12 protein-coding genes and 1 other annotated feature (1 of these 13 cut by a window edge) are annotated in these 16,537 nt (G+C 61.1%); of the genes, 9 read left to right on the plus strand and 3 right to left on the minus strand.

What is annotated here, in order from left to right; all coding sequences use genetic code 11:
* Positions 1–162: a binding site (T-box leader), on the plus strand (it extends 59 nt beyond the left edge of the window).
* Between the two features lie 59 nt (positions 163–221).
* Positions 222–2,657, plus strand: coding sequence for a leucine--tRNA ligase (leuS, locus tag VE009_RS04215; protein WP_325006143.1), 2,436 nt, complete (start codon positions 222–224; stop codon positions 2,655–2,657).
* A 3-nt stretch (positions 2,658–2,660) separates the two neighbouring features.
* On the opposite strand, the gene comER is transcribed toward leuS, so the two are convergent.
* Complete coding sequence (gene comER / locus VE009_RS04220; RefSeq protein ID WP_325006144.1) at positions 2,661–3,491, minus strand: late competence protein ComER; 831 nt, start codon at positions 3,489–3,491, stop codon at positions 2,661–2,663.
* A gap of 132 nt (positions 3,492–3,623) precedes the next feature.
* Between comER and VE009_RS04225 the strand changes: the two genes are divergently transcribed.
* From VE009_RS04225 to VE009_RS04240, 4 genes are all read left to right on the plus strand, one after another.
* Positions 3,624–4,247: a helix-hairpin-helix domain-containing protein gene (locus VE009_RS04225; RefSeq protein WP_325006145.1), complete on the plus strand. Its 624-nt coding sequence runs from the start codon at positions 3,624–3,626 to the stop codon at positions 4,245–4,247.
* A gap of 70 nt (positions 4,248–4,317) precedes the next feature.
* Positions 4,318–5,610 carry a homocysteine synthase gene (locus VE009_RS04230; RefSeq protein WP_325006146.1) on the plus strand — a complete coding sequence of 431 codons (1,293 nt, stop codon included), beginning with the start codon at positions 4,318–4,320 and terminating at the stop codon, positions 5,608–5,610.
* The gene (locus VE009_RS04235) at positions 5,607–6,143 is read left to right on the plus strand and encodes a cytidine/deoxycytidylate deaminase family protein (RefSeq protein ID WP_325006147.1); all 537 of its coding nucleotides are present in this window, start codon (positions 5,607–5,609) and stop codon (positions 6,141–6,143) included. The genes VE009_RS04230 and VE009_RS04235 overlap by 4 nt, the downstream gene beginning before the upstream one ends.
* A gap of 98 nt (positions 6,144–6,241) precedes the next feature.
* A complete protein-coding gene (locus tag VE009_RS04240; RefSeq protein ID WP_325006148.1) occupies positions 6,242–8,704 on the plus strand; it encodes a DNA internalization-related competence protein ComEC/Rec2 in 2,463 nt (820 codons plus the stop codon).
* Positions 8,705–8,755: 51 nt separating this feature from the next.
* Here VE009_RS04240 and VE009_RS04245 read toward each other — a convergent pair whose 3' ends face one another.
* Positions 8,756–9,754, minus strand: coding sequence for a DUF3231 family protein (locus tag VE009_RS04245; protein WP_325006149.1), 999 nt, complete (start codon positions 9,752–9,754; stop codon positions 8,756–8,758).
* 185 nt (positions 9,755–9,939) lie between these two features.
* Here VE009_RS04245 and VE009_RS04250 point away from each other — a divergent pair, with 185 nt between their 5' ends.
* Positions 9,940–10,878, plus strand: coding sequence for a helix-turn-helix domain-containing protein (locus VE009_RS04250; protein ID WP_325006150.1), 939 nt, complete (start codon positions 9,940–9,942; stop codon positions 10,876–10,878).
* 65 nt (positions 10,879–10,943) lie between these two features.
* Here VE009_RS04250 and VE009_RS04255 read toward each other — a convergent pair whose 3' ends face one another.
* Positions 10,944–11,783 (minus strand): phytanoyl-CoA dioxygenase family protein, encoded by an 840-nt coding sequence (locus tag VE009_RS04255; RefSeq protein WP_325006151.1) that lies wholly within the window; start codon positions 11,781–11,783, stop codon positions 10,944–10,946.
* 258 nt (positions 11,784–12,041) lie between these two features.
* Here VE009_RS04255 and VE009_RS04260 point away from each other — a divergent pair, with 258 nt between their 5' ends.
* The 3 genes from VE009_RS04260 (at position 12,042) to VE009_RS04270 (ending at position 16,523) form a co-directional block, all read left to right on the plus strand.
* The gene (locus VE009_RS04260) at positions 12,042–12,989 is read left to right on the plus strand and encodes a DUF1861 family protein (protein ID WP_325006152.1); all 948 of its coding nucleotides are present in this window, start codon (positions 12,042–12,044) and stop codon (positions 12,987–12,989) included.
* 16 nt (positions 12,990–13,005) lie between these two features.
* Positions 13,006–14,073, plus strand: coding sequence for a glycoside hydrolase family 130 protein (locus VE009_RS04265; protein WP_325006153.1), 1,068 nt, complete (start codon positions 13,006–13,008; stop codon positions 14,071–14,073).
* A 152-nt stretch (positions 14,074–14,225) separates the two neighbouring features.
* Positions 14,226–16,523, plus strand: coding sequence for an AraC family transcriptional regulator (locus VE009_RS04270; RefSeq protein ID WP_325006154.1), 2,298 nt, complete (start codon positions 14,226–14,228; stop codon positions 16,521–16,523).
* Positions 16,524–16,537 lie beyond the last annotated feature (14 nt).

The raw sequence follows: 16,537 nt of genomic DNA on the forward strand, positions 1-16,537 counted from the left end.
TGTGGTGAAAGCCGGTACGGATGGACGGCGAACTCGCCTTGGAGCACCGCGGGCCAAACCCGCGGCGAACACCTCGCGTTAAGAGGCAGAGGGAACGGACCGGGAAGCACCGCGGGCCGTTAACTAGGGTGGTACCACGGGAGAATGGCTCTCGTCCCTAGCGAATTCGCTAGGGGCGGGAGCTTTTTTAGCATTCCAAGAGTTGTAGGAGGACGCAGGTCATGACAGAGACGGCTAGAGGCGGTTACGCGCCGCAAACGATCGAACCGAAATGGCAGCAATATTGGGACGAGCACAAGACGTTCAAAGTGCTGGAGGACCCGAACAAACCGAAGTTTTACGCGCTCGACATGTTCCCGTACCCGTCCGGGGAAGGGCTGCACGTCGGTCACCCGGAAGGCTACACGGCGACGGATATCGTATCGCGCTACAAGCGGATGCGCGGCTACGACGTGCTTCATCCGATGGGCTGGGACGCGTTCGGCCTGCCGGCTGAGCAGCACGCGCTGAACACGGGCAAACATCCGCGCGACATTACGTTCAAGAACATCGACAACTTCCGCCGGCAAATCAAGTCGCTCGGCTTCAGCTACGACTGGGACCGCGAGTTCAGCACGACCGATCCGGATTACTACAAATGGACGCAGTGGATTTTCATTCAGCTCTATAAGCGCGGGCTCGCGTATGTGGCGGAGCTGCCGGTGAACTGGTGTCCGGCGCTCGGCACCGTGCTTGCGAACGAGGAAGTCATCGACGGCAAGAGCGAGCGCGGCGGCCATCCGGTCATCCGCAAGCCGATGCGCCAGTGGGTGCTTCGCATCACGGCGTACGCCGAACGTCTGCTCGAAGATTTGGAGGAGCTGGACTGGTCGGAGAGCATCAAGGAAATGCAGCGCAACTGGATCGGCAAGTCGGTCGGCGCCGAGGTGCGGTTCCCGATCGACGGGACGGACGACCAACTCGTCGTCTTTACGACGCGCCCGGATACGCTGTTCGGCGCGACGTACTGCGTGCTTGCGCCGGAGCATGAGCTCGTGGACAAGATCGCGACGGACGCGCAGCGCCAAGTCGTCGACGCTTACCGCGAAGCCGCGGCTCGCAAGAGCGATCTCGAGCGGACGGATCTCGCGAAGGAGAAGTCCGGCGTGTTCACCGGCGCGTACGCGGTCAATCCGGTGAATGGGGCGAAGGTGCCGATCTGGATCGCCGATTACGTGCTCGCCGGCTACGGCACGGGCGCGATCATGGCGGTGCCGGGCCATGACCAGCGCGACTGGGAATTCGCGAAGAAATTCGATCTTCCGATCCTTGAAGTAGTCAAGGGCGGCGATGTATCCGTCGAGGCGTACGCGGGCGACGGGGAGCATGTCAATTCCGATTTCCTGAACGGCCTCAACACGGAAGAGGCGATCGACCGGATGATCGAATGGCTTGCGAAGAACGGCAAAGGCGAGAAGAAGGTCACGTACCGTCTGCGCGACTGGCTGTTCTCCCGTCAACGGTACTGGGGCGAGCCCATTCCGATTCTGCATCTCGAGGACGGCACGATGAAGCCGGTGCCGGAATCCGAGCTGCCGCTGCTGCTCCCGGACGTGGACGAGATTAAGCCGTCGGGCACCGGCGAATCGCCGCTCGCGAACGTCGAGGAGTGGGTGAACACGATCGACCCGGAGACGGGCATGAAGGCGCGCCGCGAGACGAACACGATGCCGCAGTGGGCCGGCAGCTGCTGGTACTATCTCCGGTTCATCGACCCGCATAACGACAAAGAGATTTGCTCGAAGGAGAAGCAAGAACAGTGGCTGCCGGTAGACTTGTACATCGGCGGCGCGGAGCACGCGGTGCTTCACCTGCTCTATGCGCGCTTCTGGCATAAGGTGCTGTACGATATCGGCGTCGTGTCGACGAAGGAGCCGTTCCACAAGCTCGTCAACCAAGGCATGATCCTCGGCGACAACGGCGAGAAGATGAGCAAGTCGCGCGGCAACGTCATCAACCCGGACGACATCGTGAAAAACTACGGCGCGGATACGCTGCGCATGTACGAAATGTTCATGGGGCCGCTCGAAGCGACGAAGCCGTGGAACACGAACGGGGTCGAAGGCGTATACCGCTTCTTGAACCGCGTATGGCGGTTGTTCGTGACGGAAGAGGGAACGCTCCAGCCGAAAATTAAGCCGGACGGCGGCACCGACGCGTTCAAGCGCGTCTGGCACCGGACGATCAAGAAGCTGACCGAGGATTACGAGGCGCTTCGTTTCAACACGGCGATTTCGCAAATGATGATTTTCGTCAACGAAGCGTACAAGCAGGACACGCTGCCGCTCGAAGGCATGAAGCACTTCGTCCAAATGCTGTCCCCGATCGCGCCGCATATCGCGGAGGAGCTGTGGGAAAAGCTCGGCGGAACGGGCTCTGTCTCGTACGTGCCGTGGCCGGAATACGACGAAGCGTGGACGGTCGACGAAGAGGTCGAGATCGTCGTGCAGGTCAACGGCAAAATCGTCGAGCGGGCGAAGGTCGCGGCGGACGCCGACGAGCAGGCGCTCGAAGAGCTCGCCAAGTCGCTCGATAAAGTCAAAGAGGCGATGACCGGGAAACAAATCCGCAAAGTCATCGCCGTGAAAGGCAAACTCGTCAATATCGTCGTCGGGTAACGGTCAGGACTGAGGATTCAGGAACAGTCCTTCCACCTTATCCAACTCTTCTCTATATTTCTTGTGGGTCGTGCGAAGGAGCCGCTCGAACGTGCCGTCGAGGTCCAACGACAGCATGCGCAGCCCCTCCGCCGTAATCCCTCCGGGGACGGTCACTCTCTCCCGAAGCGATTCGGGAGAGAATCCGCCTTCCGTCAGCAAGAGACCGGTGCCGAGCACCATTTCCGACGCGAGCCGCGTCGCCTCCTCGCGAGGCAGACCGGTATACGCGACGGCCGCCTGCACGAACTGCTCGACGAAAAACGCAAGAAACGCAGGACCGCAGCTGGACAAATCCGAACAAACCCGCGTATATTCCTCAGAAACGACAAGCGGCTTCGACATGCAACGCAGCAACCGTTCCAACGCTTCCACGTCTTCGGCATTCATTCGGCTTCCGTACATCGCAAGCGTAGCGCCGCTGCATGCGTAATTTGTAATGCTCGGTATGATTTTAGCGATTTTGCAAGGCATATGATCTTCCAAATGACGAATCAGAACGGGGCTTGTGATGGACACGACGATTTGAGCCGGAGTTACGTACGGCCGGATTTCGTCGATGACGCATTTGAACTCCTTCGGCTTTATACATAAAAAGATGATATCGCAAATGTCCGCGACCTCCCGATTGGTCGGTACGGCGCGAAGCCCAGGATGGGTTTCCGCGAGCCGTTCCGCCTTCGCGAAAGTCCGATTCGCCGCGACGATTTGCTCCGGATTGAGCGCGTTCGTTTTGATGAACGATTCGATCAGGATCGTGCCCATGCTGCCCGTGCCGATAAACCCGACGTTCATCGAAGTTCCTCCTCTGCCGAGCGCTTCGATTCGAAATCGATAGCGATGTGTCGTAATTTGTAAACTATATGAATCGTACGCACGTCTATATGCAGACGAAATGCGCAACAGCCTGCTTCGAGGTGGTTTTCCATGTTCGCCCAGTACAAAAGTTTGACAATCGTTCTTGCGTTGGCAGGCGCTTATTTCTTATTGGCGTCCGCCTACGGCCGGGAAGGGGCGCCCGCGGAAGCGGCATGGCTCGACGCGAACGCGGAGATCGCGGCGTGGCTGGAAGCGGGGACGGAGCCGGCCGGTCCGGAGGCGGCGCCTCCGGACGGCGAGGCTGATGGCGCGGGGGCCGCGGCTTCGACGACGGGGGGGCCTGGCGCGGAGTCGGCGCCGCAAGCGGAAGGCCACGTATCGCCGGAGCCGCAGCCGGAGTCGCAGCCGGAGCCGCCGCTCGCGGAGTCGGCGCCGCCCGGCTCGTCCGCACCGTCCGGCGCGGCCGAGCCGTCGCTTCCCGCGAAGGAAGCCGCGCCGGCCGAGGCCGCGTCGAGCGGGCTCGTCGACGTGAACCGCGCGACGGCGGAGCAGCTCGACGCGCTGCCCGGCATCGGCCCGGCGAAGGCGGCGGCGATCGTCGCCTACCGCGAGGCGGAGGGGCCGTTCCGGCGCAAAGAAGACCTCTTGAACGTCAAAGGCATCGGTCCGTCCATCTTCGCGAAAATCGAAGCCGCGATCACGGTCGCAGCCGAAGACGAGAGTGGAAAATAATGCTTTTCATCTTATCGTCGATGTGCGAAAATTCTCGATAGTAAGCTAACTTGTCCTGGGAGGGATTGTTTTGTCTACCGAACGCAAACCGTCGCTCGACACGCTGGCCGTCCACGCCGGTCAGGAAATCGACCCGACGACGATGTCCCGCGCCGTGCCGCTGTACCAAACGACCTCGTACGGCTTCCGCGACACGGAGCATGCGGCGAACTTGTTCGCCTTGAAAGAATTCGGCAATATTTATTCCCGCATCATGAACCCGACGACCGACGTGTTCGAGAAGCGCATCGCGGCGCTCGAAGGCGCGCCGGCCGCGCTGGCTGTCGCTTCCGGACAAGCCGCGATCACGTATTCGATATTGAATATCGCCGGAGCGGGCGACGAGATCGTATCCGCGTCGAGCTTGTACGGCGGCACCTACAACTTGTTCGCTCACACGCTGCCGAAGCTCGGTGTCAAGGTGCGGTTCGTCGATCCGACGGATCCGAGCAACTTCCGGGGCGCGATCAACGACAAGACGAAAGCGCTCTACGTCGAGTCCGTGGGCAACCCGCGCGGCGACGTGCTGGACATCCGCGCGATCGCGGACATCGCCCATGAGCACGGCATTCCGCTCATCGTCGACAACACGCTGCCGAGCCCGTATTTGCTCCGCCCGATCGAGCACGGCGCCGACATCGTCGTCCACTCGGCGACGAAGTTTATCGGCGGCCACGGCACGTCGATCGGCGGCGTCATCGTCGACGGCGGCACGTTCGATTGGAAGGCGAGCGGCAAATTCCCGGGGCTGACGGAGCCGGATCCCAGCTACCACGGCGTCGTGTACACCGAAGCGGTCGGCCCGATCGCTTACATCATCAAAGCGCGCGTGCAGCTGCTGCGCGACATGGGCGCGGCGCTGGCGCCGTTCAACGCGTTCCTGCTGCTGCAAGGGCTGGAGACGCTGCATCTGCGGATGGAACGCCATAGCGCCAACGCCCTTGCGGTCGCGAAATATTTGACGAGCCACCCTGCGGTCGAGAGCGTCAATTACGCCGGTCTCGAGTCGCATCCTTCGTACCGTCTCGCGCAGAAGTATATGCCTAAGGGCCAAGGCGCGATTTTGACGTTCGAGGTGAAAGGCGGCATCGAGGCGGGCAAGAAGCTGATCAACTCGGTGAAGCTGTTCTCGCATCTCGCGAACGTCGGCGATTCGAAGTCGCTCATCATTCATCCGGCGAGCACGACGCATTCGCAGCTCGAAGGCGAAGACCTCGCCGCGACGGGCGTCACGCCGGGCATGGTGCGCCTGTCGGTCGGCACGGAAGGCATCGAGGACATTATCGCCGATCTCGATCAGGCGCTCGCCGCCAGCCAGCAATGAGGAAAGACTGGGACACGTACTTTCTCGACATCGCCTACATGGCTTCCACCCGGTCGCAATGCTCGCGCCGCCATGTCGGCGCCGTGCTCGTGAAGGGGAAGAAGCTGCTCGGCACCGCGTATAACGGAGCGCCGATGGGGGTGCCGGACTGTACCGAGGCCGGCTGCATGGTGGTGGAAGAATACGAGCTCGTCCCCGGCGACGGCGAGGAGCGGCTCGTGAAGAAGCAGCGCTGCGTCCGCACGATTCATGCGGAGCAAAACCTGCTGTTGTTTACGGACCTCCACGACCGGGAAGACGCGACGGTGTATGTGACCGACCAGCCGTGTTGGACATGCGCGAACATGCTGGCGAACAGCGGCGTGAAGGAAATCGTGTACCATCGCCCGTACGCGAAGGACGCCGAGAAAGTCGTCAAGCTGATGGAACAGCTCGGTATTCGGTTTCGCCGCCTAGAGCCGTACACGCCGCCGCCCGGCACCGCGATGGAGCGGGACGGGGGCGACGCGGACGCGAGCTCGGCAAATGTATGAAGGTTCGAGAAATTCATAAGTAGGCCATGAAGCACATGCGCCGTTATCCGGAACGATTCCGGGTAACGGCGTATTTTCGTGCAAGGGAGGGGAGCGCGATGATTTGGCGGAGACCGCTGCTGTGGGCGGTCGTGGCGTGGACGGCCGGTATGGCGGCCGCATCGGCGTACGCGCCCGGGTGGACGGCGGCCGGCGTCGCCGCTGCGGGCCTTGCGGCCGCCGCGGCGCAAGGAGGCAGCGTTCGGCGATCCGCGTCCGCCGCCTTGCTGGTCGCCGCCGCCTTCGCGGCCGGCGTCGTCCGATTCGAGCTCGCGGAGCGGAGCAACGTCTCCGCGATCGCGCCCCCGGACGGAGAAGGGAAGCCGGCGGTCATCGCGGGCGTCATCGTCTCGAAGCCCGAGGTCGACGGCGATCGGCTCGCGTTCGATGTGGCCGCCGCCGCCGCAACGATCGAAGCGCGGGAGTCGGAGCTTTCCGGGGAGCGAATTCGCGTGTACGTCCGCCTGGAGACGGAAGCGGAGGCGGAGCGGGCGCGATCGCTGCGTCGGGGAGAGACGGCAGAGGTCGCCGGCGAGCTGAGATTGCCGTCCTCCGCGACGAACTTCGGGGGCTTCGATTACCGGTTGTATTTGGCGCGGCAGCATACGTTCTGGACGCTCCGGGCGGACGGGCTGGCCGCTTTGCGGCGGATCGGCGAAGCGGAAGGGGCGTTCGCGGCGAAAGCGCTCGACCGGGTCGACCGGGTGCGGGAGCATATGGGAGCACGGCTTGAGGCGCTGTTTACGGAGCCGACGGCCGGATTCATGAAGGGGCTGCTGCTCGGCGTAAGGGACGACCTCGATCCGGAGCAGTTTCAGGCGTTTTCGCAAATCGGCCTCACGCATATTTTGGCCATCTCCGGCCTTCACGTCGCGATTTACGTCGGCGCGCTGCTGTGGCTGCTCGGCAAGCTGCCGCTCTCGCGCGAGCGCAGGCTCGAGCTCGCGATGGCCGCCGTCCCGGTATACGTCGTTCTTACCGGCATGTCGCCGTCGGTCGTGCGGGCCGGCCTGATGGCGGCAATCGCGCTGTACGCCGCCCGTAGACGGCTGCTGAAGGACGGACTCCACATATTAGCGGCGGCGGCGCTGCTGATGCTGCTGTGGGAACCGTATTATTTGTACAATGTAAGCTTTCAGTTATCGTTCGCGGTCACGGCCGGGCTCATCATCTTCACGCCGCGAGCGATGGAGCTGCTCCGAGCGATCCGTCCGCAGCCGCTGCGTTCCGCCGTCGCCGTGACGCTCGTCGCGCAGTGCGTGTCGTTCCCGTTGACGATTACATATTTCAACGGCTTCTCGTGGCTGTCGTTTCCCGCGAACTTCCTGCTGGTACCGGCCTTCAGCTTCGCCGTCTTGCCGCTCGGCACGGCCGCGCTGCTGCTCGCGTACGTTGCTCCGCCGGTCGCCCCATGGGCCGCGTACCTCGCGGAGAAGCTGACGGCGCTGTGCTTTCTGGCGGTGGAACGGCTGAGCGGCTGGGAGTCGGCCTCCACCATCTGGGCGACGCCGCCGGCGTGGTGGATCGCAGCTTATTACGCACTGCTGCTCGCCGCTACGAGCCCCGAGCTTCGGCGCCGCCCCGGCTTCGGCCGCTTCGCCGCCGCCGCATGCGCCGCCGCCTTGGCGGGCTTGCTGGCGTACGCGTACGCGCCGGATGCCCTCGACCGCGCCGGCTACGTCTCGTTCCTCGACGTCGGCCAAGGCGATGCGATATTGCTGCGCACGCCTTCCGGCGCGCATTGGCTCGTCGACGGCGGCGGCACGATTCGATTCGAGCGGCCGGGCGAAGAGTGGAGGCGGCGCAGCGACCCGTTCGAGGTAGGCGAGGACGTGCTCGTGCCGCTGCTCAAGCGAAGAGGCGTACAGTCGATCGACGCCTTGTTCGTGTCGCATGCGGACACCGATCATATCGGCGGGCTTTCAGCGGTGCTAGAGCATATCCCCGTGCGGCGCATCTTCTTTAACGGCACCGTTAAATCCGGCGAAGCGAGCGAGCGATTTTACCGAACCGCGCTGTCGCAGGGCGTACCGCTCATCCCGATGCATGCGGGGATGACGGTCGAAGCCGGAGGGGCGAAGGCGGTGGCGGTGTATCCGACGGAGCGAGGGCCGTTTCGCGTCGAAGAGGAGCAGAACGAAGCATCGCTCGTTCTGCTGGCGACGATGTACTCGCGAACGTTCCTGCTGACGGGCGATATCGGCGAAGCGGAGGAGCGGGAGATCGTGTCGGGCCGTTCCGCGGAAATCGGCGCCGGCTCCGCTCTCCCGCGCATCGACGTGTTGAAGGCGGCGCATCACGGAAGCAAATCGTCGACATTGCAGCGATGGCTGGACGCATGGCGGCCGCGGGTCGCCGTCGTTTCCGCCGGGCGGAACAACATCTACGGCCACCCGCACCCATCCGTCCTGCAGCGGCTCGACGACAACGGCATTCCGGCGCTGCGAACCGATCAGCACGGCGAAATTCAGTTCCGCGTCGAAGCGGACGCGTGGCAAGTTCGGACGAAGCTCCCGCGGTAAGCCGCGTAACCTTGCGCGCGCAGGCGCCGGCGGCGAACGAGAAGCAAGCGGTTATTGGCGAGATATGAGCGCTTCGCGATCGGCCGCGTGCGGGGGCTGCTCCATCCAGCCGAAATCGATCATCGTCCGCGCGCCGTCTTCCGCGTACTTGCCGACTTCGAGAATCAATCTCCCGTACATCGCGGCCAAATCGTGCCGCGGACTGACCGCCAGCGAATTGGCATAGGAACGGATGCGCATCGCAAACATGTCGAGCTTGTGGAACATCATCAGCTTTTCCGAGAACGGCGCGATCGTCGAATCGGTGACCAGATGATTCAAGATCGGCGGCGACGGCAAATGCGCCTTGGACATGACGTCGCTGAAAATGGCGAAGTGCTTTGCCGCGATTTCGCCGCCGCGAACAAAATAGTTTCGGACTTCCGGCGTCTCGGCGACCTGAGCGAAACCGACTAAGACCGTCCGGCTCGTGGCGTTGTTCTCCAAATTGTCGTGCAAATGGGCGATCTCGAGCGCCTGAAGCGGTCGGATTTGCCCCAAGAAACCGCTGAGGTAGCTTTCACTCCGCGCGAAATCGACCTGGTCCGGAACCGGAATGAACGGAGGTTTCGACAGATTGCTTTTATCTTCCAAAGCCGCATTAATGTCGATCATCAATTCGGCGGTGGAGCGCAGCACGTCAAAGTAAAATTCCCGAAGGTCTTTGCGGGTCACGAGCGGAACGGCGATGCCGTAAATGCTGAGTCCCGCCTTCGCGACGTACTTTAAATAATGAAGGTAAAATTCGTCCCCGAACAGCCGGGGCGCGTCGAGATTGACGTCCTGCTCCGAGAAGCCGAACGGCACCGGGTGCCCTTCTTCCTTCAGGACGTCTTTGACCGTTTGCGTGAATCGGGTCGCAAGATCGTACGACCGCTGAAGAATGTTCTTCACGTCTTCGTCTTCCACATGGCGAAGATAATAGCGCAACACGCAGACCGCCATGCTGTTGCCCATGTAGGTGGCCCAAAGCTTGCCCATCTCGGCGGATGTAAGTGGCTCTTTCGTCATCATCGGTAACCCCGCTCGCATCGTTGGATTTTCTTATAACTTCAACCAATTGCGCAAACATTATGTACCGACTCCCGAACGTTCCGCGAAACACAGGTTGAAGCGCAGCGAAGGCATGAAGTAAAATCTCTGTAAACCCTTACAATATGATAAGGAAGGGTTTCGCGCGATAAGGGGGGCTGAGAGTGAACTTCGCGACCGTCAACGAGCGTCTAGCCCGTCTGAAGCAGTCTCCGGCGGATCGCGTCGAGGCGTATTTGCGTTTCCTCTGCGATCGATACGACGTCGGCCTCAATTTGCATGACATCGCCGGAATCAGCGAAATGGACGAAAGATTGTCCGTCGTCTTCGCCCCGTATTTGTACCACAACAACCCGTTTTGCAATTATTTGAAGAAAAACGAAGCGGCGTTCCGCTCGTGCGCGCGAAGCAAAAATGTGCTCTGCCGCATGTGTTCCCGAACGGAGGAACCTTTCTACGGCTCGTGTTACATGGGCGTAGAAGAAATGCGCTTCCCGATCCGCTGGAACGGACGGCTGATCGCGTTTTTGTGCGTCGGGCAGTTTTGCTCCGACCCGCGGGCGGCGGACGAACGGCTGACCCGCCAAGCGGCGAAATACGGGCTGGACGCCGAAGAATTGAAAGATCGATACCGCGCGACGACGAAACCGCTGACGCTCGACGTGGAGGAGCTGCATGCGCATGTCGGCATGCTGTCGGAGTACATCGCGCTGCTGTACGAGAAATTTTTGCTGACGGCGCGGAGCGCGCAGAACATCGACACGGTCGCCGAGTCGCATAAGCGCAGCTACATCGTGCACCGCACGGTCGAATATATCAAGGAAAACTACATGTACCCGATCACGCTCAAAGCGCTCGCGAGCGGCAGCTACTGCAGCGAGGCGTACCTGAGTCATCTGTTCAAAGAGAAAACGGGGCAGACGATCACCGAGTACATTAACAAACTTCGCGTGCAAAGGGCGAAGCAGCTGCTCGACGTCACCTCCGTCACCGTCACCGACATCGCCCATCAGTGCGGTTTCAATGACTCCAACTATTTCGCCCGCGTATTCCGGCAGCACGTCGGCAAAAGTCCGAAGCAGTACCGCGAGCGGCGGCAATGAAAAACTCCCGGCGCGTCCGGGCTGTCGCCAGCCCGAGCCGTTCCGGGAGTTCGTCGTTCCTTGCGTCATTCCTTGTCGTATGCGCTCGTCGCTGCGCCTCCGCCCTGCCACAGCGCCTTCAGCGGCGTCATGTCGGCGCCGGGCACGTAATAATGGAAGCAGTTCGCGCTGATGTCGCCGAGCAGTTGCCGGCGAACCGGGTCGGCCCCGTCGAGCAGCTCCGGGGACGCCCGATGGTAATCGATCGGGCGCATCCATAACGGGCTATACCCGAGGAACAGCTGCCGCCGCGTATGCTGCGACCGATTCGGCGCGCCGGCATGCCACAGGTTTTGTCCGAATATAAACACGTCCCCCGGCTTTCCGCATACCTGCATTTCCCCTTCGATCGGCACGTTAACGTCTTGCTGCACGGGCTTGAAGCCGGGTTTGCGATGGCTGCCGGGAATAATTTTCGTATTGCCGCGGTTCGGCTCGCTCATATCGCTCAAAATATAGCACGCTTTCGCGTAATATAACGAGGTCAGGCCGCCGATCTGCGGGAACTGCGGATGCGGGCCGTCCTGATGCCAGTTGATGAAGCTGGCCGAATTCGTCTTCTCGTCGTTCGGGTTCGGCTTGCGCACGGTCAGATGGGAAATATGCAGCTGAATGTTGTAGCCGAGCAGGTTCACCATAATGGGAAGCACCGTCGGCTCGTCGATCAAGTCCAAAATTTCCGGCGCTTTCGCCGCCGAATGATAAATGTTGTAGCTGAGGCTCTCCTCTTCCGCTTCGAGCAGCCGATCGACGGCGGCGTTGACCCGTTCCACCTTCTCCGGCGAAAGCACGTTCCTCAAAACCAAGTATCCGTCCTCGTGAAATTGCCTCGTCAGCGCGGCGATGTCGAGCGTTTGCTGCGTCATCCAATCGTTCCTCCCATCGAAGTATCGAAGTTTGACTTCATCTTACGGGGAAGAGGCTGTACCGCGCCTTCACTCTGTTTCGGCGAAATAGCATTTTTTTTAGCTTCGTCGCGGATTTGAAAGCATCTCCGATTTTTATAAGGCGCCAAGGCCGCCGTCGCTCGGTTTTGAAAGGAAAGCCGATACTCGAAATTTACTCCGGCGCCGGACCGGCATACGCTGTTGATGCAGAGGGTTGACGACTACTGGATAAAAAGGATGAGTGCGATGAACAAAGGCGGCGTGAAAACGTGCAGTACGCTGCTCGCCGAATATTTGGAAAAACCTTCGCAGGTGTCGAATCCGACGAAGCTGACGTTCCAAGGGGTCGGAGCGAACGACGTCTATAATATTACGGCTCCTTTCCTCGACGAAGGCGAGCTCGTTATCGCGGGGCGCGTCGAAGCGAGGGACAGCGAGCATTCGCAGGTCGTGTTCTTCGTCGAGCGGGACGGCGTCTGGGTGCCGCGCGAAGGCGCGCCGACGCTGAAGCTGCAGGATCCGTTCTATACGAAAATCGGACGCAAGCTCGTGCTCGGCGGCGTACAAATTTATCCGCATCCGGAGCGGGAAGGCATGCTCGCTTGGCGGACGGTGTTTTATCAAGGGGGTTCCGTCGCGGAGCTGGAGCCGTTCTTCACGGGTCCCGACGGGATGAAGGATTTGCGCCTCGTCGAGCTCGCGGACGGCGGCATCGGCGTCTTTACGCGGCCGCAGGGGAAGAAAGGAGGCCGCGGCAAAATCGGCTTCGCGCGCGCCGCGAGCCTGAAGGACGTGACGCTTAAGCTGATCGAGGAGGCGCCGCTCTTCCCGGAGCAATTCACCGATGAAGAATGGGGCGGCGTCAACGAGGCGCATGTGCTGAGAAACGGCAAAGTCGGCTGTCTCGGACATATCGCCTGCTTCGACGCGGCGGGCGACAGGCATTATTATCCGATGGTATTCGCGATGGACCCGATCCGCGGCAGCTGCTCCGACATCGAGCTGATCGCCGTTCGCGATCGGTTCCTCCCGGGCGCGGCGAAGCGCAGCGACTTGCGCGACGTCGTGTTCAGCGGCGGACTGATCCGCCATGCCGACGGCACCGCGGATTTGTATGCCGGCATCAGCGACGCGGAAGCGCATCGCATCACCATCCCCGATCCGTTCTTACGATTCGAATCATAAGGAGCTGTTACAATCAATGCGCGTGTACCGATACGAAGAAAACCCGATCATCGCCCCGTCGGATGTGCCGCCGTACCACGACGGATTCGAAGTGATCGGCGCGTTCAACGCGGGCGTGGCGACGTACAACGGCGAAACGCTGCTCCTCCTCCGCGTCGCGGAGCGCCCGATTTCCGAAAACCCGGACATCGTCAAAGCCCCGGTCTACGACCCGGACACCGGCGCGCTCGACATCGTCGAACTGCGCCGAGACGACGAGCGATACGATTTTTCCGACCCGCGGGTCATCCGGGACGTGCGGCAGAGCGTCGGCTTTGCCTACCTGACGTCGATATCGTACATCCGGATCGCGCGCAGCGCGGACGGGAGACGATTCACGATCGACGATGCTCCGTTCGTCTACCCGTCGAACCGTCTCGAGACGTTCGGCATCGAAGATCCGCGCGTGACGCAAATCGGGGACACGTACTACGTGTATTTCTCCGCCGTGTCCCCGGTCGGCATCGGCGAGGCGATGGTGTCCACGAAAGATTTCAAGACGTACGAGCATCACGGGATGATTTTCGGTCCCGACAACAAAGACGTCCTCATCTTCCCGGAGCGGATCAACGGCAAATATTACGCGCTGCACCGCCCCACGACGAAGAGCACCGGGCATCCCGAAATGTGGATCGCCGAATCGGACAACCTGCTGTACTGGGGCAACCATAAGCATCTGCTCGGCTTGCGTCCCGGCATGTGGGACGGCGGACGAATCGGCGGCGGCGCCGTGCCGTTCCGCACCGAGCGCGGCTGGCTGGAGCTGTACCACGGGGCGACGCCGGATCACCGCTACTGCATGGGGGCGGCGCTGCTCGATCCGGACGATCCGACGAAGGTGATCGCGCGGTCGGCCCGGCCGATTCTCGAGCCTGAAGCGGATTACGAGAAGAACGGGTTTTTCGGCGGCGTCGTGTTCTCGTGCGGCGTCGTCGTCGACGGGGACGTCGTCCGCATGTATTACGGGGCGGCGGACACGTCGATGGCCTGCGCGGAGCTCAGCCTGAACGATATTTTGGAAGGTTTAACCGATGTCGATGTGTGAGGCTTAAAGAAAGATTTGAAAGCGCCAGAACCGGCAGCGGTTTTTGGCGCTTATTCGCGCGCCGCTCCGCCTGCAGCCCCGGGAGGAATCGGATGGGCATTGATTGCGAAGGATATGTTCCTGTAAGATAGGTGGATGCAGGGGGGAGCGATATGATTTTCAATCGGATCAAACATTACCGCGTGTACCGCAGACTGGTGCTTTCCTACGTCTTGCTCGTCACCGTGACGGTGTTCGTCGTATGCGCGATTTTGTATGCGCTTTTTTCGTCGCGCGCCGTGCAGGAAATCGACCGCTCGTCTCGGGAGATGCTGTCGCAGGTCAGCTATACGGCCGATGTCGTGTATACGCAAATTCACGATATTTCGTACCAATTGCTGAACGACAACCGAATCGTCTCGTTCATGTACGCGAAGGAAAGCAATAAACAGATCGATTATAACGCGAGTCTGCTGCTGACCGCGGTGCAGAGCATTTACCCGTTCATCGCGGACATCAGCCTTTACAATTTCGAGAACGGCGCTTACATCGATACGGCCGGGCTGCCGCCGCAGCGGTTCGAGGCGGAGGAGCGGTCCAACCAAGGCGGCTATTTGGCCTTCTACCCGCGCAAAGCCGAGCTCGCGAACCGGGAGCCGCTCCATTTGCTCACGTTCCGGTTTTTCCCCGAGCATTCGCTGAGCGAGTCGCCGCAATCGGCGATCGTGCTGGACCTAAGAGAATCGTATATCCAAAATACGATGAGCCGCATCGGCGCTTCGCTGCGCGACGCGAGCAATTTCGTCATGAGCTCGGAAGGCGTCGTGCTGTCGCACTCGAATCCGGCGTATTTCATGGAAAACTTCCGCGATCGAGATTATGTGCAGGACATCCTGGAGTCGGGCGAACCGCAGGGCAGCTTCGTGCGAAGCATCGACGGCCGCAAGCAGCTCGTCGCGTACGTCAAATCGGACACGATCGACTGGTACTTCGTCAGCGTGCGGCCGTACGACCAGCTGCTCTCGAATTTGTACGAGTTGCGCAACTGGACGCTGCTCATCGGCCTCACGCTGATCGTCGCCGGTGCGGCGTTGTCACTGCTGCTCACCGGCAATATTTACAACCCGATCAAGACGCTCGTCGACCGCGTCAGCGAACGCCGATCCGAAGACGCGAAGCGCTCGCTGCTCCGGCTGGACGAATATCAGCTGCTGTCGGAGGCGTTCGAGCATAACGAAGCGTCCGAACGGACGCTGAAATCGACGCTGAGCCGATCGTCTCAAGCGCTGAAGAACAGTTATTTGCAGCATCTCATCAAAGGAAACCGGACCGACTACGCCGTGCCGGCCGAAATCGAACGCGAATGGCGCGAGCGGCTGCGCGGGCCGTATTTCGCCGTCGTGCTGCTGAACATCGACGGCGCGGCGGCGTTCCGCCAAAAGTATAATGCGTTCGACCGCGGCCTCATCCGGTTCGCGATTGGCAACATCGCGCTGGAACAGCTGAGCGCGTCGTTCATCGCCGACCGGGTCGCCGCCGAGGATGACGAGACGGCGTTCATCTTGCAGTCGGATCGCGCGGCGCTCGGCGACCGTATCTATTTGGTGCTGTCCGAAGTGCAGGATACGATTCGCCGATTTTACGGTTTGTCCGTGTCGGCGAGCATCGGGGACATGACGTCGTCGCTGGACGATGTGCATGTGTCCTATCAAACCGCCCGTTCGTACATGAACAACCGGTTTTTCTACGGCCCCGGCTCGGTGCTGGACGCCTCCAAAGCGCCGGACGCCGATCGCGCGCCGGCGAAATACCCGGGCAATCTCGAGAAGAGCTTGCTCGAAGACGTCAAGCTCGGCAACCGGAAGGCGATCGAAGGCGACGTCGCCGCGTGGATCGCCTTCATCGCCAGCGCCAATTACGAACAAGCGATGCAGTACACGACATTTTTGCTGCACGCGGTCATTCGAGAGTTCGAACCGATTCTCGACGTCTGGAGCATCGATCCCAACGAGCTGTACCGCGATCTCGACGCCGTGCAGCGGGTCGAAACGGTGGACGACTTGGAGCAGCTGCTGCTCGGTTTCTGCAACCGGATTGTGACGATCGCGGAGGAATCGCGCAACAACGCGGCCGCCGTCAAGAACGAACAGCTGATCGAGGACGTGAAGCGGTTTCTCGAAGAGCGGCATGCCGATCCGACGCTGTCGCTCGAGCTGGCCGCGGAGAAGGCGGGCCTGTCGTCCGGCTACCTCGGCAAGCTGTTCAAGTCGGTGACGGGCGCGACGTTCAACGAATACGTCACCCACATCCGTATGGAACGGGCGAAAACGTTGCTAATCGAAACGCAGGATACCGTCGCGCAAATCGGCGAGAAGGTAGGCATCTACAACGTTCCGTACTTTACGACGTTGTTCAAGAAAAAGTTCGGCATCACCCCGACCCAATTCCGGGAGCACGGGCGGAAAACGTAACGGAGAGCCGGCGC

This window comes from Paenibacillus sp., assembly GCF_035645195.1.
GTDB lineage: Bacteria > Bacillota > Bacilli > Paenibacillales > YIM-B00363 > Paenibacillus_AE.